This window comes from Brevundimonas sp. SPF441 (genome assembly GCF_009661015.1).
Lineage (GTDB): Bacteria > Pseudomonadota > Alphaproteobacteria > Caulobacterales > Caulobacteraceae > Brevundimonas > Brevundimonas vesicularis.
In genome coordinates this window covers 196353-219784 of the sequence record NZ_WJWX01000003.1, presented here as the reverse complement: position 1 = coordinate 219784, position 23432 = coordinate 196353, and the positions used below count along the sequence as shown (strand labels likewise).

Here is a 23432-nt window from a genome sequence, read left to right as displayed (position 1 = left end):
CGGAGGGATCGACCGGCGGCGGGGCCGGATGGTGCGGAATCTGATGATCGACCGGCGGGGGCGGCGGAGGCGGCGGCGCGCTGGGCGCTTGCTGGGCGGTTGCGGCGCCGGCCAGCAGCATCGAGGCGGCCAGGGCGGTCAGTGCGATCTTCATCGGGACATGTCCTTCGGTTGAAACGCTATCCGGAAAAACTTCCGGACGTCATCGTGAATGGCGACGAAGACCAGCGTCGGAGCGCATCGCGGCCGATTTTCGTCCGGCGGGTCTCAAGTCGTTTCAAGCGCTGATTGCTGAAGCTGATCTCGGCTGAACGGCGTTTGTGGCGCAGCTGAGGGCTTCGAATACCTGGCGATCCAATGACGCATGACAAGATGTCGCACCGGAACAAGGTCACGGGAAGGTCACCGTTCGCAATCCTTTAGCGAAGCGGAGCAATAAAAAAGCCCGACGGCGCGGGGCCGTCGGGCGGAAGTGCAAAATCGTCAGGCTGTTACCAGCGCCAGGCGTCACGGATGACGTCGATAATATAGCCGTCGTATTCGTCGATCAGATACAGGGTGTTATCGACCGAGACCCAGCGTGTGCCCTCGGGCGGATAGCCCAGACCGTAGGTGCGCCAGTCGTTCAACTGATAGCGCCAGAAGACGTCCGGCAGATACTGACCGACCGACCACGACCGACCCCAATAGGAGCGCGGCACACTGTAGTAGCCCCAGCCCGGCGCGAAGTAGAAGCCGACGCGAACGCCGTTGTAACCCCTGAAGCGCCGATCATTGCGCCACCAGTCCGAGCGGTGGTTGCGATAGAAATCCCGCCGCCATTGATCGCCGTTGAAGCGCTGGCGGAACTCGCGGTGCTGACGGTCGCGGTCACGACCGTTGTTCCACCCCGAGCCTGGACGGTCGGGACGGTTCCAGCCGTTTCCAGGACGGTCGGGGCGTTGACCGCCAGCATTTGGGCGGTCGGGCCGATCGGGTCGGTTCCAGCCGCCTTCGGGGCGGTCGGGACGATGGTCGCCAGTGTTCGGACGATCGGGTCGGTTCCAGCCGCCTTCGGGCCGGTTTGGACGCTGGCCGCCAGTGTTCGGACGATCAGGTCGGTTCCAACCGCCTTCGGGGCGGTCGGGACGCTGGCCGCCGGTATTCGGACGATCGGGTCGGTTCCAGCCGCCTTCGGGCCGGTCCGGACGCTGGCCGCCGGTGTTCGGGCGATCAGGCCGGTTCCAGCCGCTTTCGGGACGATCCGGACGTTGGCCGCCTGCATTGGGGCGTTCGCCACCCGACGGGCGCTCGGGGCGGGGCGTATCGTTTGCGGGTCGGCTGGGACGTTCGGGGCGAGGCTCGCGCGGTCCGTCTTCACGACCCATCTGCGGACGCTCGGGCCGGTTCATGCCGCGGGCGCGGCCTTCGCGCTGCGACCGTTCCTGCCGAGCCTGGTCCTGTTCCTGGGCGAGGGCTTGCATCGGAACTGCAAGCGGGCCGGCGACGGCGGCGATGGCGGTGAAAGCCATCAGGAGGCGTTTCATGGTCTTTGGTTCCTGCACGCCGGGTCTCCGGCAGCTTGAGGCGATCATCGATCCGTGGCGATGAACCCAGGCTGAACACTGTTCGCAATCAAGGGGCTGTCGAAAAAAGCAGAACCCCGCAGGCAACACCTGCGGGGTTCGATCGTCCGGTTATGACGGGGCTTAATAGACGCCCGAGAGGACGCTGGCGATCAGGCCGCTGGCCACGGCGATCAACAGGATGTCGTTGCCGGCGTGGACGTAGCGATAGCCGCGCGGTGCTTCGCGAAGACCGTAAACATAGGGGTCGCGGACGTAGTAGCTGCGATACTGCGCTGGCAGATAGCCGCCAGTGCGCCAGCGATAGCCGCTGTAGCGCGGCTCGACCCGGTAATAGCCGTAGCTGGGCGCATACCAGTAACCCGAGCGCGGACCGTTGTAGCCCCGGAAGTCCGAACGGCCGCGCCACCAGTTGCTGTTGTTGCGGTCCCAGCGGTCGTTGCGCCAATCGCGACGGTCGTCCCGGCGTTCGTCGCGATAGTCGCGGCGGTCGTCGCGGCGATCACGACGATAGTCTTGGCGGCTGTCATAACGACCGTCGCGCCAGTCGCGGCGATCTTCACGGCGTTCCTGGCGGAAGTCGCGGCGGTCGTCACGGCGATCCTGACGATACTCGCGGCGGTCGCGGTCCTGGGCCTGAACGAGCATCGGCACGGCCGTGGTCGACAGGGCGAGGGCGACGACGGCGGCCTTGGTGAGGCGGTTCATCTTCGTGCTCCATTCTGGGCCGCCGACGGATGTGCCGATCCGACCCGTTAATGATGAGCAAGGTCGGATTTCGCGCCTGAATGCCCGCTGAACGATCCCGTCAGGTTTGGAGAGCGCGCGTGGGCCGCGCCGGTGAGGCGTGAACGAGAGATTTATCAGAGATTTCCTAGGTCTGAATCGCGTCGGAAGTATTCATTTCTGCTTTACTGAAAAGTCCGCGCGAGGCCTTTCGCTGTTAACTTTAACTTCAAACCACCGGTATTTGATGGCGTCTCAGAGGCGGGCCCAGAAGGGCGCCCGTTGAGGAGATACGGTGATGAACGCGCAAGAAATGGCGCACGACCTGCAGGCCAACGACGACGGTCTGCCCCTGCCGACCCCGGACATGTCCGGCGACGACCTGTTCAAACTGGGCATGATGTATTCGGCCGGATCGGGCGGTTGCCCGATGGACCGGGTGTCGGCCCACATGATCTTCAACCTGGCGGCCATGAAGGGTTCGATCGAGGCGCGCGTCTATCGCCGCGAGATGAGCCTGGAGATGGAACGCGAGGAGATCGCCGAGGCCCAGAAGGCCGCGCGTCGCTACATCGACCAAGGCGTCGTTCAGCTGGTCGCCTAAACGACCATCTAGAACTGGGCGTAGCCGTTGCCGTTTGATCCATTAATCGAATAGCTGAAGCCGATGGGCAGGGCGGCGCGCACCTGGGTGAAGAAGGCCGCCAGTTCGCCCAGCGTCGAACGCGGCACGAAGACGATGTCGCCACGCCGCAACGGCACGACCTCGCCGCGACGCGGACGCAGGTCCACCACGCGCATCATGCGCGATCCACCCGGACCGCGACGGATCAGGGCCACGCTGTCCTGACGCGACGTCGGGGCGAACCCGCCGGCCTGGATCACCGCCTGATAGGCGTCCAGATCGCCGATCATTTCGAAGACGCCCGGGTTGCGCACCTCGCCGTCGACCCAGACCCGGATCGGCCCGGCCTGGCGAAGGGTGACCTCGACGACAGGGCGCACCAGTTGGGACGCATAGGCCGCCGAGACGACCTGCTGAAGCTGGGGCAGGGTGCGATCCGCCGCCATGACCGATCCGATCAGGGGCAGGGCGATGCGACCATCGGGACCGACCTTGAGCGTGCGCGTCAGCTCCGAGGCCGTCGGCGTCGCCACCTCGATCTCGTCGCCGGGGTACAGCAGATATTCCGGCTCCTGGTCCGTCCAGGGGGCGAAGGGCAGGCCGGCGAGCTCGTCGTAAGGCGACCGGTCGGCGCGCCGTGGATCGCCAACGCCGCCGGCCGCGCCGCAGGCCGCCAGCGACGCGGCGATGGAGGCTGAACCCAGGGTCAGCAGAAACAGGCGGCGATCGGTCAGCATGGGAATCGGTCGGCCTCGACGAGGGATGTCAGCCAACCTCGCCGGTTATGGGTAATCATCGGTTAACGCCGGTGGGCGAAGGGTGAGGACCACACGCCTTTCAAGGGATTCGGCCCGCCCGATGCGCTCCACCGCCCACGTCACCACAAGGCCGCGCTACGGCGTTCTGGACGTGATCGGCCTGTTGTTCCGCGAACTGCTGCTGATGATCGTCGTCTTCGTGGTGATCCTGGGGCTGGGGTTCGCCGCCGCCATGACCTTGAAGAAGAGCTACACCGCCACCGGCTCAGTGTTCGCAGGCGTGGGGCAGGAATACGTCTATCAGCCGCGCGTCGGCACGGCTGAGCGGGGCCAGGCGCCGCAGGGCGACGAGGTCGCCAACTCCGAAGCCGCCATCCTGGGCTCCAGCGCCGTGCGCCAGAAGGTGGTCGAGGCCCTGGGTCCCGCCGCCATCCTGGGCGAGCAGCCCAAGGGCAGTCCGCAGGCTGCGCGGTCCGCCGCGCTGAAGGCCGTCGGCGGCGGCTTGGGCGTCGCCACGGCGCCGGGCAGCGCGGTCATCCACCTGACCTACAAGGCCGACGATCCCGAACGGGCGGCTCGGGTCCTGAACACGATCATCGAGCAATATCTGATCTATCGCCGCGAAGTCTTCCAGGACAAGACGCCGGCCATCGCCAGCCAGCGTATCGCCTTCGAGGATGAACTCGGCAATGCCGACCGGGCTTATGAGGCCTTCCTCGCGTCCAACGACATCGGCGACTTTACGGCGGCCAAGGCGACGCTGGCGGCGACCTATCAGACGGTCTTCACCGATCGGATGTCGACGCAAAGCCAGCTGAACCAGACCGCCCAGCGCCTGAACACCCTGGTGGCGCAGCAGGCGAGAACACCGGCGGAGGTGGCGCTGCAACAGGATCTGAACATCTCGGCCCAGGACCAGGTGCTGCAACTGCGCACCGAACGCGAGCAGCTGTTGTCGCGCTACCAGCCCGACGCCCAGCCGGTGAAGGACATCGAGGCGCGGATCAATCAACTGCAAGCCTATGTCGCGACCGGCACGGCCGTCGGGGCCAAGGAGGTCCGCACCGGGCCGAACCCTGTCTGGACCGAGCTGGAAACCACGCGGATCAACACTAGGGCCGAGCGCGACTCGCTGGCGGCGCGTCTGGCGGTCCTGGACCGGCAGTTGGCCGATATCCGTTCGCGGCAGGCGCGGCTGACGGCGCTGGAATCCGAGAACACGACTTTGGCCGGCAATCGCGAAGTGCTGAGCGCCTCGATCCGAGAGTTCCAGCAGCGCGAGACGCAGAGCCGCGCCGATAACGCCCTGGTCGCCGCCGGCGCCGACAACGTCACCGTCATCGAACGCGCCCAGCCGCCGGCGACGGGCAAGAGCCTGAAGATCCCGCTGCTGGCGGCGGTCTTCCTGTTCGCGGGTTTCACCGCCCTGTGCGTCGGCCTGTTGCGGGTGTTCACACGGCGCGGCTTCACAACGCCGGCCTCGGTCAGCCGCACCCTGGACATGCCGGTCCTGGCCGTCGCGCCGGCCAAGGCGGCCTAGCGAAACTCGTGCTAGGCTGAGGGCTTAGGGAGCGCCTTGGCGATTCGATGGTCGACCTGACTTCAGAAATGGCGGGCCTTTGGGCGGCGCTGGGACCGGCGCCGGCGCACCGCGCGCGCGTTATCCAGTTCGCTTCCGCTGCGACCGGCGAGGGCGTCTCGACCGTGGCGCGCGAGTTCGCGCGTCTGGCGGCGGTGCGGGCGCGCAAGCCCGTCTGGCTGATCGACGGCGATCTGGCGCAACAGGGACAGTTGGAGACGGTGTCGGCTGAGCCGGATCGTTTCGGTCAGGTCGGCAAGGCCGCGCAAGGCTCGCCCGACGGCTCAAGCTTCTACGCCGTGACGCCGCGCGTGACCGGGCGCGATGGCAAGCCGGTGCCGGATTCGCGACTGCTGACGGCGCGGTCGTGCCTGGGCGGTCGGCTGTGGGTCACGCATTTCCACATGGAGGCGCTGCGGTCCGCGCACCGGGTCGAGGCGGTCGGAGAGCCCCGCTACTGGGAGGCGCTGCGGCCCCACGCCGACACGATCGTGATCGACGCGCCCGCCGCCGATCGCAACGACATGGCGATTATCCTGGCGCCCTTCGTGGACATGACGGTCTTGGTGATCGCGGCCGAAAGCACGGCCGCCCATGCCCCGGTCATCCTGCGCGACGAGATCGAGGCGGTGGGCGGCAAGATCGCCGGCGTGGTCATGAACCGTTCGACCTACAAGGCGCCGGGGTTCCTGCGGCGACTGATGGGCTAACGACGATCCGCTTACTATCTCGCCGCCGCGTGAGAATGACGCTATCGGCGACGTTGGGTCGGAGCGCCCTTTTTTCGATGGAGATCGGCGTTGTCTGACGGCTCAATCATAAATCGCATCGTCATCGTCGGCGGTGGGACTGCTGGGTGGATGGCGGCGGCGGCGCTGGCGCAGGCGTTCGAGGGCGCGGGCAAGACCGTGACCCTGGTCGAATCCGAGGCCATCGGCATAATCGGCGTCGGCGAGGCGACGATCCCTGAAATCCTGAAGTTCAACGCGCGCCTGGGGATCGACGAGGCGGACTTCCTGCGTGAGACCAAGGCCACCTTCAAGTTGGGGATCGAGTTCGATGGCTGGCGACGCGAGGGCGAGGGCTATTTCCATCCCTTCGGCGCCTTTGGGCTGGATATGGAAGGCATCGCCTTTCATCATTTCTGGCTGAAGGCCTGCGCCGAAGGCGGGTCGGAGCCGTTGGAAACCTATTCTATGGCCTGGCAGGCCGCGCGCCGTGGCCGTTTCGTGCATCCGCAGGGCGGGCCGCAGTCGCCGCTGGCCAGCCTAGGCTACGCCTATCATTTCGATGCGGCGCTCTATGCGGGCTTCCTGCGCCGCTTTGCGGAGGGGCTGGGGGTCGTCAGGCGCGAAGGGCGGGTGGTCGAGGTCCAGCAGGGGGCGGATGGCGATATCGCTGGCGTCAGGCTGGACGACGGCCGGATCATGGAAGGCGACTTCTTCATCGATTGCACCGGCTTCATCGGCCTTCTGGTCGAGCAGGCGTTGAAGTCAGGCTACGAGGACTGGAGCAACTGGCTTCCATGTGACAGCGCTGTCGCCGTCCCGTGTGTGCGGGAGGGGGCGTTGTCCCCTTACACACGATCGACGGCGCGCGAAGCCGGATGGCAGTGGCGCATCCCTCTGCAACATCGGGTGGGCAACGGCTACGTCTATTCCTCGGCGCACATCTCGCATCAGGAGGCCGAGGACGCGCTGATGTCGCGGTTGGAGGGCGCGGCGCTGGCCGAGCCGCGTCGCCTGCGGTTCGCCACGGGCAGGCGCAAAGACTGCTGGAAGCGCAACTGCGTGGCGGTCGGACTGTCGAGCGGATTTCTCGAGCCGCTTGAATCGACCAGCATTCACCTGATCCAAAGCGCCATCACCAAGCTGATCACCCTGTTTCCGTCGCACAAAAACAGCGAGGGCCTTCGCCGTGAGTTCAACGCGCTGATGGAGGAGGAATTCGTCACGGTCCGCGACTTCCTGATACTACATTATAAGGTCAATCAGCGAGCGGGACCGTTCTGGAGCCAGGCGCGCGACATGCCGATCCCGGACCGGCTGGCGGCTAAAATCGCCCTGTTCGAGGAGACGGGTCGGATCGTCAGGCGTGACCATGACATCTTTTCCGAATCGAGCTGGCTGGCGGTCGCGGTGGGGCAGGGACTGACGCCGCACGGGCGTCACCCGATTTCCGACGTCATCAATCATGACGCCAATCTGGGCCGGCTGTCGGCGATCCGAGACAGCATCTGGCGCACGGCCGACGCCCTGCCGACGCACGAAGGCATCCTGACGACGACGATGAATCGTAAGGCGTTTTGAGGCCGGGCCTGCCGTCTGCAAGCCGTGTCAGCAGACTGGCGTCCGTCGCAATGGTGCGCGCGCACCGCTTCTGAACCCGCCCATCGAAACGCGGCAAGTTTGGCGAGAGGCGTTGACATCGCTGTCAATCGGTAGTCCAACACGCTCGTGGACGGTCGATCAAGGCTGCCGAAACGATTGCGACGGGCTGAACCGTCCTCGGGGGGATCAGAAGTGAAGTCAGAGATGTTCCAAGCCGGCTATGCGCCCGCCGCTCGCGGGCTGCGCCGTTCCGTGTCCGCCCTGGCGTTGACGGTCGCCGTAGTCGGCGCAACCGCCGCCCACGCCCAATCGACGCCAGCGCCCCAGACCACGACCCCCGCCACGGACGATGCGGCGCAGGTCGACGACGTCGTCGTCACCGGCATCCGCGCGCGGATCGCATCCTCGCAGGCGATCAAGCGCGACTCCGACACCTTCGTCGATGCCGTGACCGCCGACGACATCGGCGCCCTGCCGGACAAGTCGGTCAACGAAGTGCTGCAACGCATCCCCGGCGTGAACATCAACCGCTTCCAGGGCCCGACCGATCCCGACCATTTCTCGGTCGAAGGCTCCAACGTCATCATTCGCGGCCTGAGCTACGTCCGCTCGGAGTTCAACGGCCGCGACGCCTTCAGCGTGAACACGGGTCGCGCCCTGGGCTTCAACGACGTGTCGCCGGAACTGCTGTCGAGCGTGCAGGTGTTCAAGAATGCGACGGCCGACAGGATCGAAGGCGGCATCGCCGGGGTCGTCGATCTGCGCACCCGCAAGGCGTTCGACAGCCGCAAGTTCGTCTTCGGCGCTACGGCCGAAGGGTCGTACGGCGACCTGCGCAAAAAGCCGGGCCTGGGCTTCTCGTCCCTGATCAGCAACGTCTGGGACACCCAGTACGGTTCGTTCGGCGCCCTGCTGAGCTATGGCGAATCCGACCTCTATTCCGAAGCCTACGGCAGCCACCTCACCGACTTCACCTACCGATCCGATCTGTCGAACGGCGAGGATCGCCGATACGTCCCGCGCGGTGGTGCGGTGCGGACCCAGCAGTTCGACCGTTCGCGTTCGACCCTGGATGGTTCGCTGCAGTGGGAATCCACCGACGGCCGCGCCAAGCTGACTGGCGAATACATCCGTGCCGATTCGACCTCGGCCTGGGGCGAGCGCGTGGTCGAGGTCGATCTGGGCAGCGGCGGCAATCCGACTCCCTTGCCGGGCCAGTCGTTCACCTATGATTCCAACGGCGTCTTCACGAGCGGGCTGCTGGTCAGCAATGCGCCGAACCTGCAGGTTCTGCCCAAGCGTCAGCGCGATCTGCAAACCCTGACCGAAGACTTCTCTCTGGCCGCCGAGTTCCATCCGACCGATCGCCTGTCGATCTGGCTGGATGCGCAATACAGCAAGGCCAGCGCCGACGATCTGGACATGAGCGTCTATGGCGCCATCACACCGCTCTACACCTTGATCGGCGAAGGGCGTCACGGCGTACCGGACATCCAGTTCGTGGACGCGTCGGGCCAGCCTTCGGCCAGCACAAACGACCCGTCGAACTTCTACTATCGTTCGGCGATGGACCACATCGAGCAGTCCGACGGCGATCAGACCGCGTTCAAGGCGGACATCAAATACGACTTCGACAACTCGCCGCTGCGCGCCATTCGCATGGGCGCGCGCTATTCGGACCGCGAACAGACGCGTCGCTATACCGCCTATAACTGGGGTGCGATTTCAGAGAGCTGGGCCGGCGGCGTCACGCCGTTCCAGACCACAGGTCCGCTCGCCGTCGAAGCGTATGATTTCCCCAACTTCCAGCGCGGTCACAATCCGACGCCGATGAACGGCTTCTATCCGACAGCCGATCTGATCGCGGCCTATCGGGACGGCACGCTGCAGGCGGCCTTGGCTGCGGCGAGCAGCTCGGGCTCGACCTGGCGTCCGCTTGATCAGCGTCCCGGAGCCATCGCCGGCACGCCCTTCCTGCCGGGCGACATCAACAACTCAGCGGAACAGACCACCTCGGCCTATGTCCGGTTCGACTTCGGTCGGGATGACATCTTCGGCCCGGACACCGCCATCACCGGCAACCTTGGTGTCCGCTACGCCAAGACCGACTTCCAGACGCGCGGCTTCATCTCCAGCCCCAACATCGCGCAGAACTTCGGTGATGCGAACGGCAACGATCCGCGCTTCCCGGGTCAGAACATTCCGGTGACCCAGGCCAATGCGGCGGCGATTGCGCAGTTCCGTTGCTCGACCATCCAGCCGGGGCAGTCGGCGCCGGGCTATTGCCTGCTGTCGAACGACCGTCTGAACCAGTTGGTCGCCTTCAGCGACGGCAGCTTCCAAGAGGTCGAGCGCGGCAACAGCTATGACGACTGGCTGCCCAGCCTGAACGTCAATCTGAAGTACAAGGAATGGGTGTTCCGCGGGGCCGTGTCGCGCGCCATGACGCGGCCGGACTTCGGCGTGACGGCCTTCGCCGCTACCCTGTTCTACACCGACATGAACCAAGTCCGTGACAACGGCGGCGACGTCAACACCGCCCCGTTGCTGACCACCTACACCGGTGGATCGCAGCTGACGGGCGTCCGCGCGTGGAACTACGACCTAGGCGTGGAATGGTATTTCAAGCCGGGAAGCTCGCTGACCCTCAACGCCTTCTACAAGGACCTGTCGGACATCCTGGCCAGCGGCTCTACGGTCCAGCAATTCAGCAACGCGCAGGGCGTCTCGACCGACGTTCAGGTCAACCAGCAGGTCAATATCGGCTCCGGCTGGATCAAGGGCTTCGAGGTCGGCTACCAGCAGACCTACAGCTTCCTGCCAGGCCTGTGGAGCGGGCTGGGTATCGAGGCGAACTACACCTACGTCGAGCCTTCGACCTTCCCCAACGCCGTGACCGAGCCGCGCTATGTGGGTCTGGAACTGCCGTTGCAGCAGCTTTCGAAGCACACCTACAACTTCTCGGTCTTCTACGAGCGGGATCGTCTTTCGGCGCGTCTGGCCTACAACTGGCGCAACGGCTTCCTGCTGACGCCGCGCGACGACGTGAATCCGTTCTCGCCGATCTTCAACGACTCGACGGGTCAGCTTGACGGTTCGATCTTCTACACTCTGAACGACAACTGGAAGATCGGTCTGTATGGCGCCAACCTGCTGGACGAGGTCACCGTCACGCAGCAGCAGACGTCCTATAACCTGAACGGCGCGAACCAGGCAGGCCCGCTAGCCCCGCGGTCCTACTTCCGCAGTGACCGTCGCGTGACGTTCAGCCTGCGCTACACCTTCTAAAACTTCTTCTCTGAGCGAAGACTTGGGGCGTCGATCTGATCGACGCCCCTTTTTTTCTTTCTGGATCAGCCGCCTTCGCGCAGCCGTTCGATGAACTGAGAATGGGCGGGCAGGGCGGCCAAGGTCTGGTCGAAAGCTATGACCATTCGCCCCAATGAAGCCGTTGCGCTCTTGATGTCCAGACGGTCGGCCTGGATGTCGTAACGGCGCGGCGTCAGGCCAAGGCCGGCCATCAGCATGGTCCAGTGCTGTGCGTCGTAGGGATCGCCATCCAGGCCGACACCGGCGTTGCGAGACGTGAACTGAGCGATGCGACGCGCCAGGTCGTCGCCAGCCGAGGCTAGTCGTTGGCCTTGCGATCCGCACAGAAGGATCAAATGGAGTCGGTCCGCGCGGTGCGTGATGTCGCGAACGACGGCATCATTATAAGCCTCGGCGCAGGCTGGAATCTGCGCGGACGCGCCCGGCAGCGATAAGACCAGTTGTGTCAGCTGTCGCTCCAGCGCGGCGCTATCTAGGCCCAAGGCGTCGCCAAAGCGCGCCGCCGCCGGACCAAGAGCAAGACGACGGCCGCTCCAGGGATGCGTATCCAGGCCGGGGGCGAGGGCGACGTCCGACAGGGCGGCGACATCAACGCCGCCCAACCAGGCCGCCAGCGCCGCCTTCGCTACGTCAGCGGTCGCGCGATCTGCGGCGTAGGCCAGACTAGCGAAGCCGCCGCCGGGCAGGGGGCTACGGCTGGCCAGCCCTTCTTCCAGATTGGCCATATCCAGACGCGGCGCGTGATCTCCACCCGCGAAGCGCACGGTCAGACAGCGGTCGTAGCCCAGGCGCGCGGTCCAGTCGCCGTCGCCGCTGAAAACTCCGTTCGCTCGCGTTTCCAAGGTCATGAAAGCCTTGACCTCACCGACGTCGTCAGACGCCTCCCGCACGCCGGCGCGCAGGGCGATGTCCCGCAGTCGCGCCGTCAGAACGCGCGCGTCCAGCATCAGTCTGGGACGAAGAAGAGAGCGGGGCGATTGCCGATCCGGGCTGGGATGGGCGTAACGACCGGCCGCCATCACGCGCGCCTGAAACTGCAGCGGCGCCAGAAGAGTGGCATAGTCGGGGGCGTCAGGAGATTGACGGGCGGCGCGCAGCACCACATCCGCCAACGCGACCCCATCGATCCCAGGCAGCGGCTCCTGCTCGACGACGGCGATGTCTCGCCCGTCGCGCCAGTTTCGCAGCAGCGAGCCGAGGAAGAAACCGCCGTGGCCCCGAGCCAACAGGTCGGCGCCGTCAGACAACTGGACGAGCACACCGTCTGGATCGGCGATCACGACCTCGGGCTCTTCACCAAGCGCGGGAGGAGCGGCGTCTTCGATCAGGACCGAATGACCGGACGGCAGCGTCTTGGCCAACAGGGCGGCCGCCGCCCAGGCCGCCAGTCCGCCGCCTCGAATGACCCAAGCCTTGTCTGACCCGCTCATCGGACGCCCCCAGCGCGCTGGCCCGCCTGGCGGATGAAGGTCATGTGATCGGGCGTTCGATCGACGGTCGATCGGACGTCGTCGCTCAGGCACCCCAGCTTGGCGGATAGGGCTTGCGGTTCCAGCCGATCGACACGCGGATCCCAGGCGTTCGGGACGATGTTCTGCCCCACCAGCACGGCGAGCCAGCTGGGCGGCAGGAAGACGCCGATGTCGTAGTCGGGCAGCAGGCCGCGCGACTTGAAGGCCTCGACCTTGGCCGACAGACTGTCGGGCCAGGCCATGGTTCGCATCTCGCGCCAGAACGGCTCGTCACGCTGGTTGGCGACATAGTGCAGGACGAGGAAGTCACGAATCCGGTCGAACTCCAGCGCCATGATCCGATTGTATTCTTGGGCGTCCGCCGCCATCCCGACCCTGTCGGGAAACAGATCCAGCAAGGTCGTGATGCCCAACTGGATCAGGTAGATGCTGGTGGACTCCAGCGGCTCAAGGAAGCCGCCGGACAGACCGATCGCGACAACGTTTCGGCTCCACAGTTTGTGCCGTCGCCCGGTCTTGAAGCTCAACCGACGCGGCTCGGCCAGCGCCGGACCTTCCAGATTGGACATCAGGGTCTCCACGGCGTCCTCGTCCGAAATGTGAGCCGATGAGAAGACGTGGCCGTTCCCGGCGCGATGTTGCAGCGGAATGCGCCATTGCCACCCCGCCGCACGGGCCGTTGCGCGGGTATAGGGACCAACCGGCGCCGTCGTCTGGCACGGCACGGCGAAGGCGCTGTCGCAGGGCAGCCAATGGCTCCAGTCCTCGAACGTCGTCTCCAGCGCCTGATTGATCAGCCGACCGCGAAAGCCCGAGCAGTCGACGAACAGATCGCCCGTGACGCGTCGCCCGTCCGACAGGACGATGGCGTCGACATCGCCGGTCGCGCCATTCAGGACATGATCGACGACCTTCCCTTCGGTGCGGACCACGCCGCGCCCGCACGACACTTGGCGCAGGAAGGCGGCGTAGAGACTCGCGTCGAACTGAAAGGCGTAACTAAAGGTGGACAGCATGGAGCCGGGGTCGGAAACCGGCCGCTGGAAGCGGTTCGCCTCGGCCGCCCTGACTGGATAGCTGTAGTCGCTGATGTCGGTGGCGTCGCCCATGGCGCGGCGTGCGGCCCAGACATGGTGGAAATCGATCCCCTCGATCGGCTCGCCATAGGCGCCGAAGGGATGGATATAGCTGTCGCCGGGTCGCCCCCAGTCCACGAACTGGATGCCCAGTTTGAAGGTCGCCTGCGTCAGGTCAATCAACGTCTGTTCGTCGATGCCCATGGCCGTGTTGAAGGCGCGGATGTGGGGCAGGGTGGCCTCGCCCACGCCAACGATGCCGATCTCGTCGGACTCGACCAGTGCAATCGACACGGGGCTGCCCGCCAAACGATGAGAGAGGGCGGCGGCCGTCATCCAGCCGGCGGTTCCTCCGCCCAGAATGACGATTTTTCGGATCGGTCCGGCATCGTTTTGGATCATCATGCCGTCTGTCTAGCAGACCATTTTTCGGCATGACAGCGATGGACAAGCCTGACCATAAGCTGTGTCGGCATCGCCTTTTCGAACGGGGATGTTAGAAGCGATCTGAGCGACGTTCAGGGGGACGGATTTTGGCGACGGTGACGATCTATGACGTGGCCGCGAAGGCGGGCGTGTCCATCAAGTCCGTGTCGCGCGTGCTCAACAACGAGCCGAACGTCAGCCCCACGCTGCGAACCAAGGTGGAGGAGGCGGCTGCGTCTCTGGGTTATCGGCGCAGCCTGTCGGCGCGTAGTCTGGCGGGGGCGTCGTCGTCGTTGATCGCGGTCTTGGTGGACGCGGATCTGACCATCGAACACTGGAAGAGCGGGCGCGGCAGCGACTATCTGGGGCGTCTGGAGTTCGGCGCCCTGATGGAGGCGCGCCAGGTCGATTACCATCTGATGATCGAGTTGGTGGATCACAACTCGGCCGATCTTGAACGCGATCTGATGGCGCTCTTGAACTCCATCCGGCCCGAGGGCGTCATTCTGACCCCGCCGAACTCGGACAATACGGCGGTGATGGACGCCCTCGACGCGGCGGGCACGCCCTATGCCCGCATCGGACCGGAAGCGGCGTTTGATCGGGGCTTCTGCATCGAGATGGACGAACGGCGCGCCGCATTGGAGATGACACGTCATCTTATCGACCTAGGGCACACGCGGATCGCCTTCGTCACCGGGCCTGTCGCCTATGGCGCCAGCCGGCGCCGTCTGGCCGGTTACAGTGACGCCATGGCCGAGGCTGGCCTGGATGTGGCGCCAGCTTGGGTGGTGGAGGGCGACTTCACCTTCAACTCCGGGGCGCTGGCGATGGAGAAACTGCACGAGACCTCGCCCGACATCACTGCGATCTTCGCCAGTAACGACGATACGGCCCTTGGCGTCCTGCAATGTGCGGCGAGGCTGGGGCTGTCGGTGCCCGGCGACCTGTCGGTGGCCGGTTTCGACGATTCGCCCGGCGCGGGTTTCAGCACGCCGGACTTAAGCACCATCCGTCAGCCGGTAGCGGAGATGGCTGCCGCCGCCGCGCAACGCCTCATTCCGCCTCTTCGTCGTCTCTTGGACGGCGACGCCGCCGCGCGTGTCATCGTTCCGCATGATCTGATCGCGCGCCAGTCCACGGCTCGCATCGAGCATTGAAAGGGCAAGCTCAGGCAGCTGTTGACAGCGCTGTCAGACGTTTGGCACAGTGGATTTTGTCCGGGGCTGTTTCGGACATCCATATCGGCCTGAAGGCGCGTCTCCGGGGTTGGCTTGGGCGGCGTGGCGGCCGCAACGATCAGGTCTCCCTCCATGCGCATGGCCGCCACCGCCCTGGTGATCACCCTCATGTCGAGCGCCTGCGCCATCGACCCCGGCATGGCTCGGGCCGTTCCCGTTCAGGCCGTGACGCCCCAAGCCTCCATCGTCACTGACGCCACGCGCGCCCATTCGACGCTTTGGCCTCGCGCGGCCTCACCGGCGGCGATGACGGATGCGGCGACGGAAGCCTTCGTCACCGAACTGATGAGCCGGATGACGCTGGAGGAGAAGGTCGGTCAGACGATCCAGGCCGACATCGGCTCGATCAAGCCTGAGGACCTGCTGACCTATCCGCTGGGCTCAATCCTGGCGGGTGGCAACTCCTCGCCGGGCGGCGACGAGCGCGCCGCGGCCGACAAGTGGGTGGAACTGGCCCAGGCCTTCCGCGCAGCGGCGGCCCAGCGGCCAGGCGCCAAGGTGCCGCTGATCTACGGCATTGACGCGGTGCACGGGCACAACAACATCGTCGGCGCCACTATCTTTCCGCACAACATCGGCCTGGGCACCGCGCGCGATCCCGACCTGATCCGCCGCATCGGCGAAGCGACGGCGCTGGAAGTCGCGGTGACCGGCGCCGACTGGACCTTCGGCCCGACCCTGGCCGTGCCCCAGGACGACCGCTGGGGCCGGACGTATGAAGGCTATGCCGAGAACCCCGAGGTCGCCAAAAGCTACGCCGGTCCGATGACGCTCGGCCTGCAAGGCGCGCTGTCGGCCGATCGTCCGTTGGCGGCGGGCCACATCGCCGGCTCTGCGAAACACTTCCTGGCCGACGGCGGCACCACGCGCGGCAAGGACCAAGGCGACTTCGCCGGGTCCGAACAGGAGATGATCCGCACCCATCTGTCCGGCTATCCCCAGGCCATCGACGCCGGCGTGCTGTCGATCATGGCCAGCTTCTCCAGCTGGAACGGCGTCAAACATTCGGGCAACGAGACCATTCTGACCGACGTGCTGCGCGGCCCGCTGGGCTTCCACGGCTTCGTGGTGTCGGATTGGAACGCCCATGGCCAACTGCCGGGCTGTTCGAACGAAAGCTGCGCCCTGGCCTTCAACGCCGGCATCGACATGTTCATGGCGCCCGACAGCTGGAAGCCGCTCTACGCCTCGACCCTGGCCCAAGTGAAGTCGGGCGAAATCCGGATGGCGCGCCTGGACGAGGCGGTGCGCCGCATCTTGCGCGTCAAGGTCAAGACCGGCCTGTTCAACGACAGCCGCCCGGTCGAGGGGCGTCTGAACGAACTGGGCTCGCCCGCTCACCGCGCCCTGGCGCGTGAGGCGGTGCGCAAGTCGCTGGTGCTGCTGAAGAACGAGGGCTCGGTCCTGCCGATCCGCTCGGGCGCGCGGGTGCTGGTCGCCGGTCACGCTGACGACATCGGCCAGGCCTCGGGCGGCTGGACCCTGACATGGCAGGGCACGGGCAATTCGAACGCCGACTTCCCCAACGGTCAGTCGATCTGGAGCGGCATCAAGGAGGCGGTCGCCGCCGGCGGCGGTCAGGCGACTCTCAGCGCCGACGGGTCCTTCACCCAGAAGCCCGACGTGGCCATCGTCGTCTTCGGCGAAACCCCGTACGCCGAGTTCCAGGGCGATGTGGACACGCTGGACTTCGTGCCCACCGGCCCGTTTGAGACGTTGAAGCGGCTGAAGGCGGCGGGCATTCCGACGGTGTCGGTCTTCCTGTCGGGCCGTCCGATGTGGACCAATCCCGAGATCAACCAATCCGACGCCTTCGTCGCCGCCTGGCTGCCGGGTACGGAAGGCGGCGGGATCGCCGATGTGCTGATCGGCGATGCGGCGGGCAAGCCGCGCAACGACTTCACAGGAACCCTGTCCTTCAGCTGGCCCAAGACCGCCAAGGGCGAACCCCTGAACGTCGGCCAGCCCGGCTATGACCCGCAGTTCGCCTATGGCTACGGCCTGACCTATGCGCGCAACGCCCGCGTCGGCCTGCTGTCGGAAGACAGCGGCGTCGCCCACGCGGGCGGCAGCCTGGATCGCTATTTCGTCGACGGTCGCTTCGTCGCCCCGTGGTCGCTGATGCTGCGCGATGCGGGAGGAGACTTCCGCCTCGGCGCTGAAAAGAGCGGCGCCAGCCCGCGCGGCGGCGTGTCGGCACGCGCCACCGACGGCGCAGGCCAGGAGTCGGCCCGCGCCCTGATCTTCTCGCAAGGCGGCGGCCAGGCGATGATCGTGGCGCAGCCAGTCGATCTGACTCGCCAGTCGAACGGCGAGATGGCCATCGCCTTCCGCTACCGCGTGGACGCCCGCGCCAAGGGGCCCGTCTTCCTGACGCTCGGCGCCGGTTCGGTCGATATCTCCAGCCTGATCGCCACAGCGCCCGTCGGCGAATGGCGCACGCTGAAGGTGCGGCTGTCGTGCCTGCGCGACCGCGGCGCCGACATCGCCGCCGTCGATCAACCCTGGGGCCTGCGCACCAACGCCGACTTTGCGGTCACGGTCGAGGATATCCGGTTGGCGTCGAACGAGGGCGACGCCGTCTGTCCGACGCAGTAGGCTGGCGCTCGCCAAGGGAGGGGAACCGGCCGCATGACCAATGCTGAACTGAGCGTGGCCTTCTTCCTGCAGATGGCGATCATCATCGCCGCCTGCCGCATCGTAGGCTGGCTGGCCAAGCGCTACCTCGGCCAGCCGCAGGTGGTGGGCGAGATGATCGCTGGGGTGATCCTGGGCCCATCGCTGTTCGGCCTGTTCGCGCCCGATCTGCAGGCGGCCCTGTTCCCCAAGGAGTCGCGGTCGATCCTGTTCGTCGGCGCCCAGTTGGGCGTCGGCCTCTACATGTTTCTGGTCGGGCTGGGCTTCCGTCGCGATCACTTCAGGGCCAATGCGAAAAGCGCGGCCGCCGTGTCGCTAGCGGGCATGGCGGCGCCCTTCCTGGTCGCCGTCGCCATTGCGCCCTGGCTGGTCGCTGAGGGTTTGTTCGGGCAGGGCATCCAGACCTGGCAGGCCATGCTGTTCATGGGCGCGGCCATCTCGATCACCGCCTTTCCCATGCTGGCGCGCATCATCCATGAGCGGGGGCTCAGCGGCACGCGGCTGGGTTCGCTGTCGCTGGCGGCCGGCGCCATCGACGACGCCGGCGCCTGGTGCGTCCTGGCCATCGTTTTGGCCAGCTTCGGCGCCGGGCCGATGGTGGCGGTGACCGCCATCGCTGGAGGCGGCGCCTTCGCCCTGTTCATGCTGACACTGGGACCGAAGCTGCTGGCGCCGCTGGGCCGGATCGTCGAGCGGGAAGGGCGGCTGAGCCCGACCGTGCTGGGGATCGTGCTGATCCTGTTCATGCTCAGCGCCTGGGCCATGGACGCAGTCGGCATCCATGCCGTCTTCGGCGGCTTCATCCTGGGCGTCGCCATGCCGCGCGGTCTCTTGAGCGACGAGGTCAAGCGTCAGCTGGAGCCGTTCGCCGTGCTGGTGCTGCTGCCGATGTTCTTCACCTTCTCGGGGCTGAACACACAGCTCACCATGGTCAACAGCCTGGGGCTGCTGGCCGTGACCGTCGTCATCCTGCTGGGCTCCATCCTGGCCAAGGGCGGCGCCTGCTGGGCCGCCGCCCGCCTGACGGGGCAAGACAACGCCACGGCCATGGGCATCGGCGCCCTGATGAACGCGCGCGGTCTGATGGAGCTGATCATCATCAACATCGGCCTGCAAAATGGCGTCATCGGCCCGGCCCTGTTCTCCATCCTGGTGCTGATGGCCATCATCACCACCCTAATGGCCTCACCCCTATTCGAGTGGGTTTACGGCAGGAAAGCGAGGGCGCGGGGCGAGCTGGGGCAGGTCAACGAGGCCGATCACGATCTGGCCAAGACGTCCTTTTTGGCGCCCAAGGCCTGAAGACCGCACGCCCGCCACGGAATCGCGGCGGGCGGCTCGGCGCCTCGATCTAGGCCATCGATCCCGTCAGTGATCGTCGATGAAGGCGGCGACCCAGACTAGGGGCGCGTTCCAGTTGATGGCCACTTCGTTCAGGGCATAGGCGTTGATGTCGTCGGCCCAGCAGGTCTGGGCAGCACATTTGCCGACCAGGGTCTTGGCCACGTCGTCGATCATGGCCTGATTGTTCGGCCCGCCCGACAGGGCGCCCGCCGGGGGTAGGGGATAGGCCGGGTCGGCCTGATGCGCCCAAAAGCGATGGTGCGGGTTCTGGACCGGACGATCACCGTAGCCGGTCACATAGGACCGATCCATCGGATTGCGGCCGAGAACATAGTCCAGTGACCAGATCACCGCGTTGCGGAAATTCCAGTCGCCGGTGTAGTCGAACGCAGAGCCTAGGATCACCGCCCGGCTCATCAAGGCGCCGTTCGAACCCCACTCGTATTTCTCGCCCGCGACCGGCAGGCCGTAGCCCTGACCATAGCCGGCGTCGACATAGGCGCGTGCCGCCGCCACGATGTTGGCGCGCACGGTGACCAGATCCTCCGGCGGCAGAACGTCCGGCACAGTCGCCAGCGTCAGCGATCCTAGCGACGCCGTCCAGGAAAAGCCCGGATCGCCAGTCGCGCTTTTGCCCGACAGCGGTCCGCCCAGATAATAGGGCGAAGTCTTCAGCGCGGTCAGATAGGCCGGATTGCGCGTCGTGGCCAAAAGCTCGGCCGTGGCCCAATAGAATTCGTCCGAGAAGTCGTTGTCGCCATAGGCGCCGCCGCCGGCGAAATTCTCTCCGGCCCGAACGTCGCGATTGCGCAGCGCCGCGCGGAAGGCGCGCTGCGACGCCGTCAGACATTGGCGCGCGAAGGCCGGATCGATGTCACGCCAGATCCGCGCGCATTGGGCGCCGACTGCGGCGAGATTGAGCGTCGCGGCTGTGCTGGGTGGATACAGAAGGCGCGGCTGGGTATCGTCCGCCGGGGCCATCGGCAGGCCCGTCCACTGCGCATCATGCACCTTGTGATGGACCATGCCGCCGGCGTCGATCTCGGTCAGGGTCAGCGGCTGACCCGGCGCCTGGGCGCCGACCGGGACCTTCAGCTTCACGCCGTCGGCAATCTGCATCTTCAGCAGGAACTCGATCTCGTAACGCGCCTCGTCCAGCAGATCATTGACGCCGTTTCCGGCCTCGGGAATGTCGACCTTGCCGTCCGCGAAGGCGCTTGCGCCGGGGCCGCTCTTGGTCATGGTGCGTTCATAGGCGTTTAGCAGCATCCAGACCGAGATGCCGCCGTTGACGACGTATTTGCCGTGGTCGCCGGCGTCATACCAACCGCCGGTGACGTCCAGCGTATAGTCGCATCCGGGCCAGACCACGCCGGCCATGTCCGCGCCCGAGAAACAGGCGGCGACCTCGTGCGGGTGCCCGGCCGCACGCGCCAGATCCGGCCGCGCGACATAATCCGCCAGGATCGGCACGCCCGCTCGATTCTGATAAAAATAGGCCAGGGCGTCGTACTTCAGTCGCGCGTGCGGATGCTGCTGGATCGAGAAGGGGCGGCTCTCGTGCGATCCCACGATCAGCCGATAGCCTTCGCCAACGGTCTGCAGAGATTGGAAGTCAACCGTATGCACGGCTTGGCCCGAGGCGGCGTCTTGGCCGAAGACCTTGGACGTGCCCTGGGCGACGACGGCGCCGGAGCGATCGACGATCCGCCAGGGCAGGCGCCGCGCAGCGTGATCTTCAACCGTCGCCGTCTTTGGGCCTTGCGTCTCGAACCCGACCTGGCTCATGCGGACCGCAACGGTCGCAGGCTCCGCGTGGGCGGCGCCGAATGCGGCCGTTAGGGCCAAGACTGCTACGGTCGTCACCAATCTCTTGTTCACCCTAACCTCCCTCACGGCTTCGTTGGTTCTTAGACGGCGCAGTTTGCGAACACGTGCGCTTCGCTCTAGAACAGAAGTATCTGACAGCGTTGTCAAGAATGGCTTTGGACGCTTTCGTCTATCCCTACTCAGGCCGAAGGATTGCGCTGGAACGCACTTCGGTGGTCGTGTCATAGAGGCGGGGGTCGTTCGATGGAGGAGGGCGAAGTTTCAAGTTTTTCCCATCCCCGCCGTACACGACCGATCGTTGCGGCGTACTTGGTGCTGTTTCTGGCCGCCTTCATTGGCTTGGCGCCCCTTTTCCAGATCATCGCCCCGCTTCATGCGGCTGGGCTGGATACGGATTCCAAAACGGAAATCCTGAGCCGTGCGATGTTCTGGGGCGCCGTTACGGCTGCTGGCGCCAACGTCGTCATGGGGACCATCAGCGATCGAACCACATCACGGTTCGGGCGTCGAAGGCCTTGGATCGCGTTGGGCGCGCTCCTGACGGTTCTGAGCTATGTGGGCATATGGCGGTCGTCGACGCCGGTTGAGTTCGTCTGGGCCTTGATCGGCTTTCAGCTGGCTTTCAACGTTCTGGTGGCGCCGCTTTCAGCGGTGTTCGCAGATCGCGTGCCGATCGCCTTGAGAAGCACCGTTTCTGCGATGCTGGGACTGTCTTATCCGCTCGCCGTGGCGTTGGGGTCCAGCCTGATGGCGCTCGGTCCTCAATATGAGCCCGGACGATTAGCGCTCCTTGCCGGCATTCTTCTTGCCGCAGCCCTTATCTTCTTGATCGTTTACGACGAGCCGCGCTCCTTTGAGCGATCAGAGACGGCGCCGTCTTCTGTTCCCAGCGGGACAGGCGCGTTCCTCGCGCCATTCAGATCACGAAACTTCGTCGTGGTCTGGACCGGCCGCCTTTTCATCGCAACAGGTTATGCCCTGGTCAGCATGTATCTGCTGTACTTCCTCACGGATGCGGTCGGATGGCCCGGCCGCTCTCCCGAAAGAGCGCATGCCTTTCTGACGGGGATCGCATTTGTGGGCGTCATGGTCGTCGCCGGGGCCGTTGCCCTGTTCGGGCGGCGCATGATTTGGCGACAGCCCCTTGCGCTGACGGGAGCGCTGTTGCTTTGTGCAGCGACCTCCATTTTGGCGATCGCACCATCCTGGACAACGGCGGTGTTCGCCCTCGCGGTCTATGGCTTGGGCCAGGGCGCCTATGGGGCCGTGGAGATGGGGTTGATGGCGGATGCTCTACCCACCCAGCACAATCGCGGGAGAGACATGGGCTTGAACAATCTGGCTGTCGCCTTGCCTCAGGCGATGGCACCGGTCGCCGCTTTCATTCTCCAGCGTTCGGGCGCCGATGTGCGAGGCCTCTATGTCGCAGCGGCGGCGTGTTTTGCGGTTTCCTTTGTTGTGATGAGCCTATTTCGAACAGGTCGAGCGTCGCAGAGCACAAACTAGCGCTTTGACATCTATTCCAAGGCCGATCTGTCGCGCGGCCTTTTCAAGATGAAGTCAGACGTCCGACCGCGACAGCATCGCCGCACCGTAGAGTTTCGGCTCGAACCTCTTGGTCCAGAAGAGCTTGCCGAGACCTCGGGCGCAGCGGTCGTAGGTCTGGGCGCGGTCGGGGCGGCGCAGGATGGCGGATAGAACAGACGCGGCGCCCCAAACGCCAGTCTGGATCAGGCCGACTAACATCCATTTGACGACGCCGGGCCAGTCGCGGCGGTCGGCGGCCATCTGGGTCGGGCTCTGCCCATAGGCGAAGGCGCGGGTCAGGGCGTAGGTCAGCGTGGCGCGGTGGGGCGGGGCGAACTCATCCACCCAAGCCTCGGCGGCCCAGCCGAAGCGGCCGCCGCGCGCCGACAGGGCGGTGAACAGCCGATCGTCCTCTCCGCCCGTCTCGTTCATGGCGACGTCGAACGGGGCCTCGCCGGGCAGGGCGGTCGCGCGCACCATAAGACTGTTGCCGCAGCCGTGGATGTCGTCGGTCAGACACGTGTCGTGCGGGCCGTCGCGACCAAAGAAGCGCTCCAGATACGCGGTCGTCCAGCCGGTGTTTTCCGGTACCCGCCCGCGAATGGGGCCGAAGACGACATCGGCGCCGGTCTGGACTTGGGCGTTCAGCAGGGCGGCGAGCCAGCCGGGAGAGGCGGCTTCGTCGTCGTCCAAGAAGGCGATCAGGGGCGCGTCGGTGGCGGCAAGGCCCACGTTCCGCGCCGTCGCCACGCCGGGGACGGGGGCGTGGGCATAGGTCAGGGGCACGGGCGCTTCGGTGCGCAGTTGCTCGATCAAGGCGGCGGCGGAGCCTTGCGGGTCATTGTCGGCGACGACGATGGCGGCGACGCGATGCAGCGATCCGGTCTGGGCGAAGACGGAGCGCATAGCTCGCTCCAGACTGTCTGGGCGGCGCAGGGTCGGGATGATGACGGCGACGTCGCGCAT

General features: G+C 65.8%; 16 protein-coding genes. 9 read left to right on the top strand and 7 right to left on the bottom strand.

The genetic code is table 11. The features are described from left to right. Window positions 1-491: 491 nt before the first annotated feature. Both GGC30_RS16460 and GGC30_RS03925 read right to left on the bottom strand, forming a co-directional pair. Window positions 492-1526: an RcnB family protein gene (locus tag GGC30_RS16460; RefSeq protein WP_228763567.1), complete on the bottom strand. Its 1035-nt coding sequence runs from the start codon at window positions 1524-1526 to the stop codon at window positions 492-494. A gap of 162 nt (window positions 1527-1688) precedes the next feature. Then, entirely contained in the window at window positions 1689-2273 is a 585-nt protein-coding gene (locus tag GGC30_RS03925) for an RcnB family protein (RefSeq protein WP_055753440.1), read from the bottom strand. A gap of 316 nt (window positions 2274-2589) precedes the next feature. Here GGC30_RS03925 and GGC30_RS03920 point away from each other — a divergent pair, with 316 nt between their 5' ends. Next, window positions 2590-2895, top strand: a complete 306-nt coding sequence (locus tag GGC30_RS03920; RefSeq protein WP_153922793.1) for a sel1 repeat family protein — start codon at window positions 2590-2592, stop codon at window positions 2893-2895. Window positions 2896-2903: 8 nt separating this feature from the next. Here GGC30_RS03920 and GGC30_RS03915 read toward each other — a convergent pair whose 3' ends face one another. Beyond that, entirely contained in the window at window positions 2904-3653 is a 750-nt protein-coding gene (locus tag GGC30_RS03915) for a polysaccharide biosynthesis/export family protein (protein WP_153922792.1), read from the bottom strand. Window positions 3654-3774: 121 nt separating this feature from the next. On the opposite strand from GGC30_RS03915, the gene GGC30_RS03910 reads away from it, so the two are divergent. From GGC30_RS03910 to GGC30_RS03895, 4 genes are all read left to right on the top strand, one after another. Continuing rightward, the gene (locus GGC30_RS03910) at window positions 3775-5214 is read left to right on the top strand and encodes a chain-length determining protein (protein ID WP_153922791.1); all 1440 of its coding nucleotides are present in this window, start codon (window positions 3775-3777) and stop codon (window positions 5212-5214) included. 47 nt (window positions 5215-5261) lie between these two features. Continuing rightward, complete coding sequence (locus GGC30_RS03905; protein ID WP_153922790.1) at window positions 5262-5963, top strand: hfsB; 702 nt, start codon at window positions 5262-5264, stop codon at window positions 5961-5963. A 90-nt stretch (window positions 5964-6053) separates the two neighbouring features. After that, window positions 6054-7562 carry a tryptophan halogenase family protein gene (locus tag GGC30_RS03900; protein WP_153922789.1) on the top strand — a complete coding sequence of 503 codons (1509 nt, stop codon included), beginning with the start codon at window positions 6054-6056 and terminating at the stop codon, window positions 7560-7562. Between the two features lie 225 nt (window positions 7563-7787). Next, entirely contained in the window at window positions 7788-10871 is a 3084-nt protein-coding gene (locus GGC30_RS03895; RefSeq protein ID WP_153922788.1) for a TonB-dependent receptor, read from the top strand. A gap of 65 nt (window positions 10872-10936) precedes the next feature. On the opposite strand, the gene GGC30_RS03890 is transcribed toward GGC30_RS03895, so the two are convergent. Beyond that, the gene (locus GGC30_RS03890) at window positions 10937-12343 is read right to left on the bottom strand and encodes a tryptophan 7-halogenase (protein ID WP_153922787.1); all 1407 of its coding nucleotides are present in this window, start codon (window positions 12341-12343) and stop codon (window positions 10937-10939) included. Then, on the bottom strand, window positions 12340-13866 hold the full coding sequence (locus GGC30_RS03885) for a tryptophan halogenase family protein (RefSeq protein ID WP_153922786.1): 1527 nt from the start codon (window positions 13864-13866) through the stop codon (window positions 12340-12342). Before GGC30_RS03885 ends, GGC30_RS03890 begins: the two co-directional genes overlap by 4 nt. A gap of 137 nt (window positions 13867-14003) precedes the next feature. Between GGC30_RS03885 and GGC30_RS03880 the strand changes: the two genes are divergently transcribed. From GGC30_RS03880 to GGC30_RS03870, 3 genes are all read left to right on the top strand, one after another. Next, window positions 14004-15047, top strand: coding sequence for a LacI family DNA-binding transcriptional regulator (locus GGC30_RS03880; protein WP_370451864.1), 1044 nt, complete (start codon window positions 14004-14006; stop codon window positions 15045-15047). Window positions 15048-15200: 153 nt separating this feature from the next. Further along, window positions 15201-17726, top strand: a complete 2526-nt coding sequence (locus GGC30_RS03875; protein ID WP_153922784.1) for a glycoside hydrolase family 3 N-terminal domain-containing protein — start codon at window positions 15201-15203, stop codon at window positions 17724-17726. Between the two features lie 33 nt (window positions 17727-17759). Beyond that, window positions 17760-19067, top strand: a complete 1308-nt coding sequence (locus GGC30_RS03870) for a cation:proton antiporter (RefSeq protein WP_153922783.1) — start codon at window positions 17760-17762, stop codon at window positions 19065-19067. A gap of 66 nt (window positions 19068-19133) precedes the next feature. Here the strand turns inward: GGC30_RS03870 and GGC30_RS03865 are convergent, their stop codons facing one another. After that, a complete protein-coding gene (locus GGC30_RS03865; protein WP_370451863.1) occupies window positions 19134-20990 on the bottom strand; it encodes a glycoside hydrolase family 9 protein in 1857 nt (618 codons plus the stop codon). Window positions 20991-21251: 261 nt separating this feature from the next. On the opposite strand from GGC30_RS03865, the gene GGC30_RS03860 reads away from it, so the two are divergent. Continuing rightward, window positions 21252-22445: an MFS transporter gene (locus tag GGC30_RS03860; protein ID WP_194943517.1), complete on the top strand. Its 1194-nt coding sequence runs from the start codon at window positions 21252-21254 to the stop codon at window positions 22443-22445. A gap of 54 nt (window positions 22446-22499) precedes the next feature. Here the strand turns inward: GGC30_RS03860 and GGC30_RS03855 are convergent, their stop codons facing one another. After that, complete coding sequence (locus GGC30_RS03855; RefSeq protein WP_153922781.1) at window positions 22500-23432, bottom strand: glycosyltransferase family 2 protein; 933 nt, start codon at window positions 23430-23432, stop codon at window positions 22500-22502.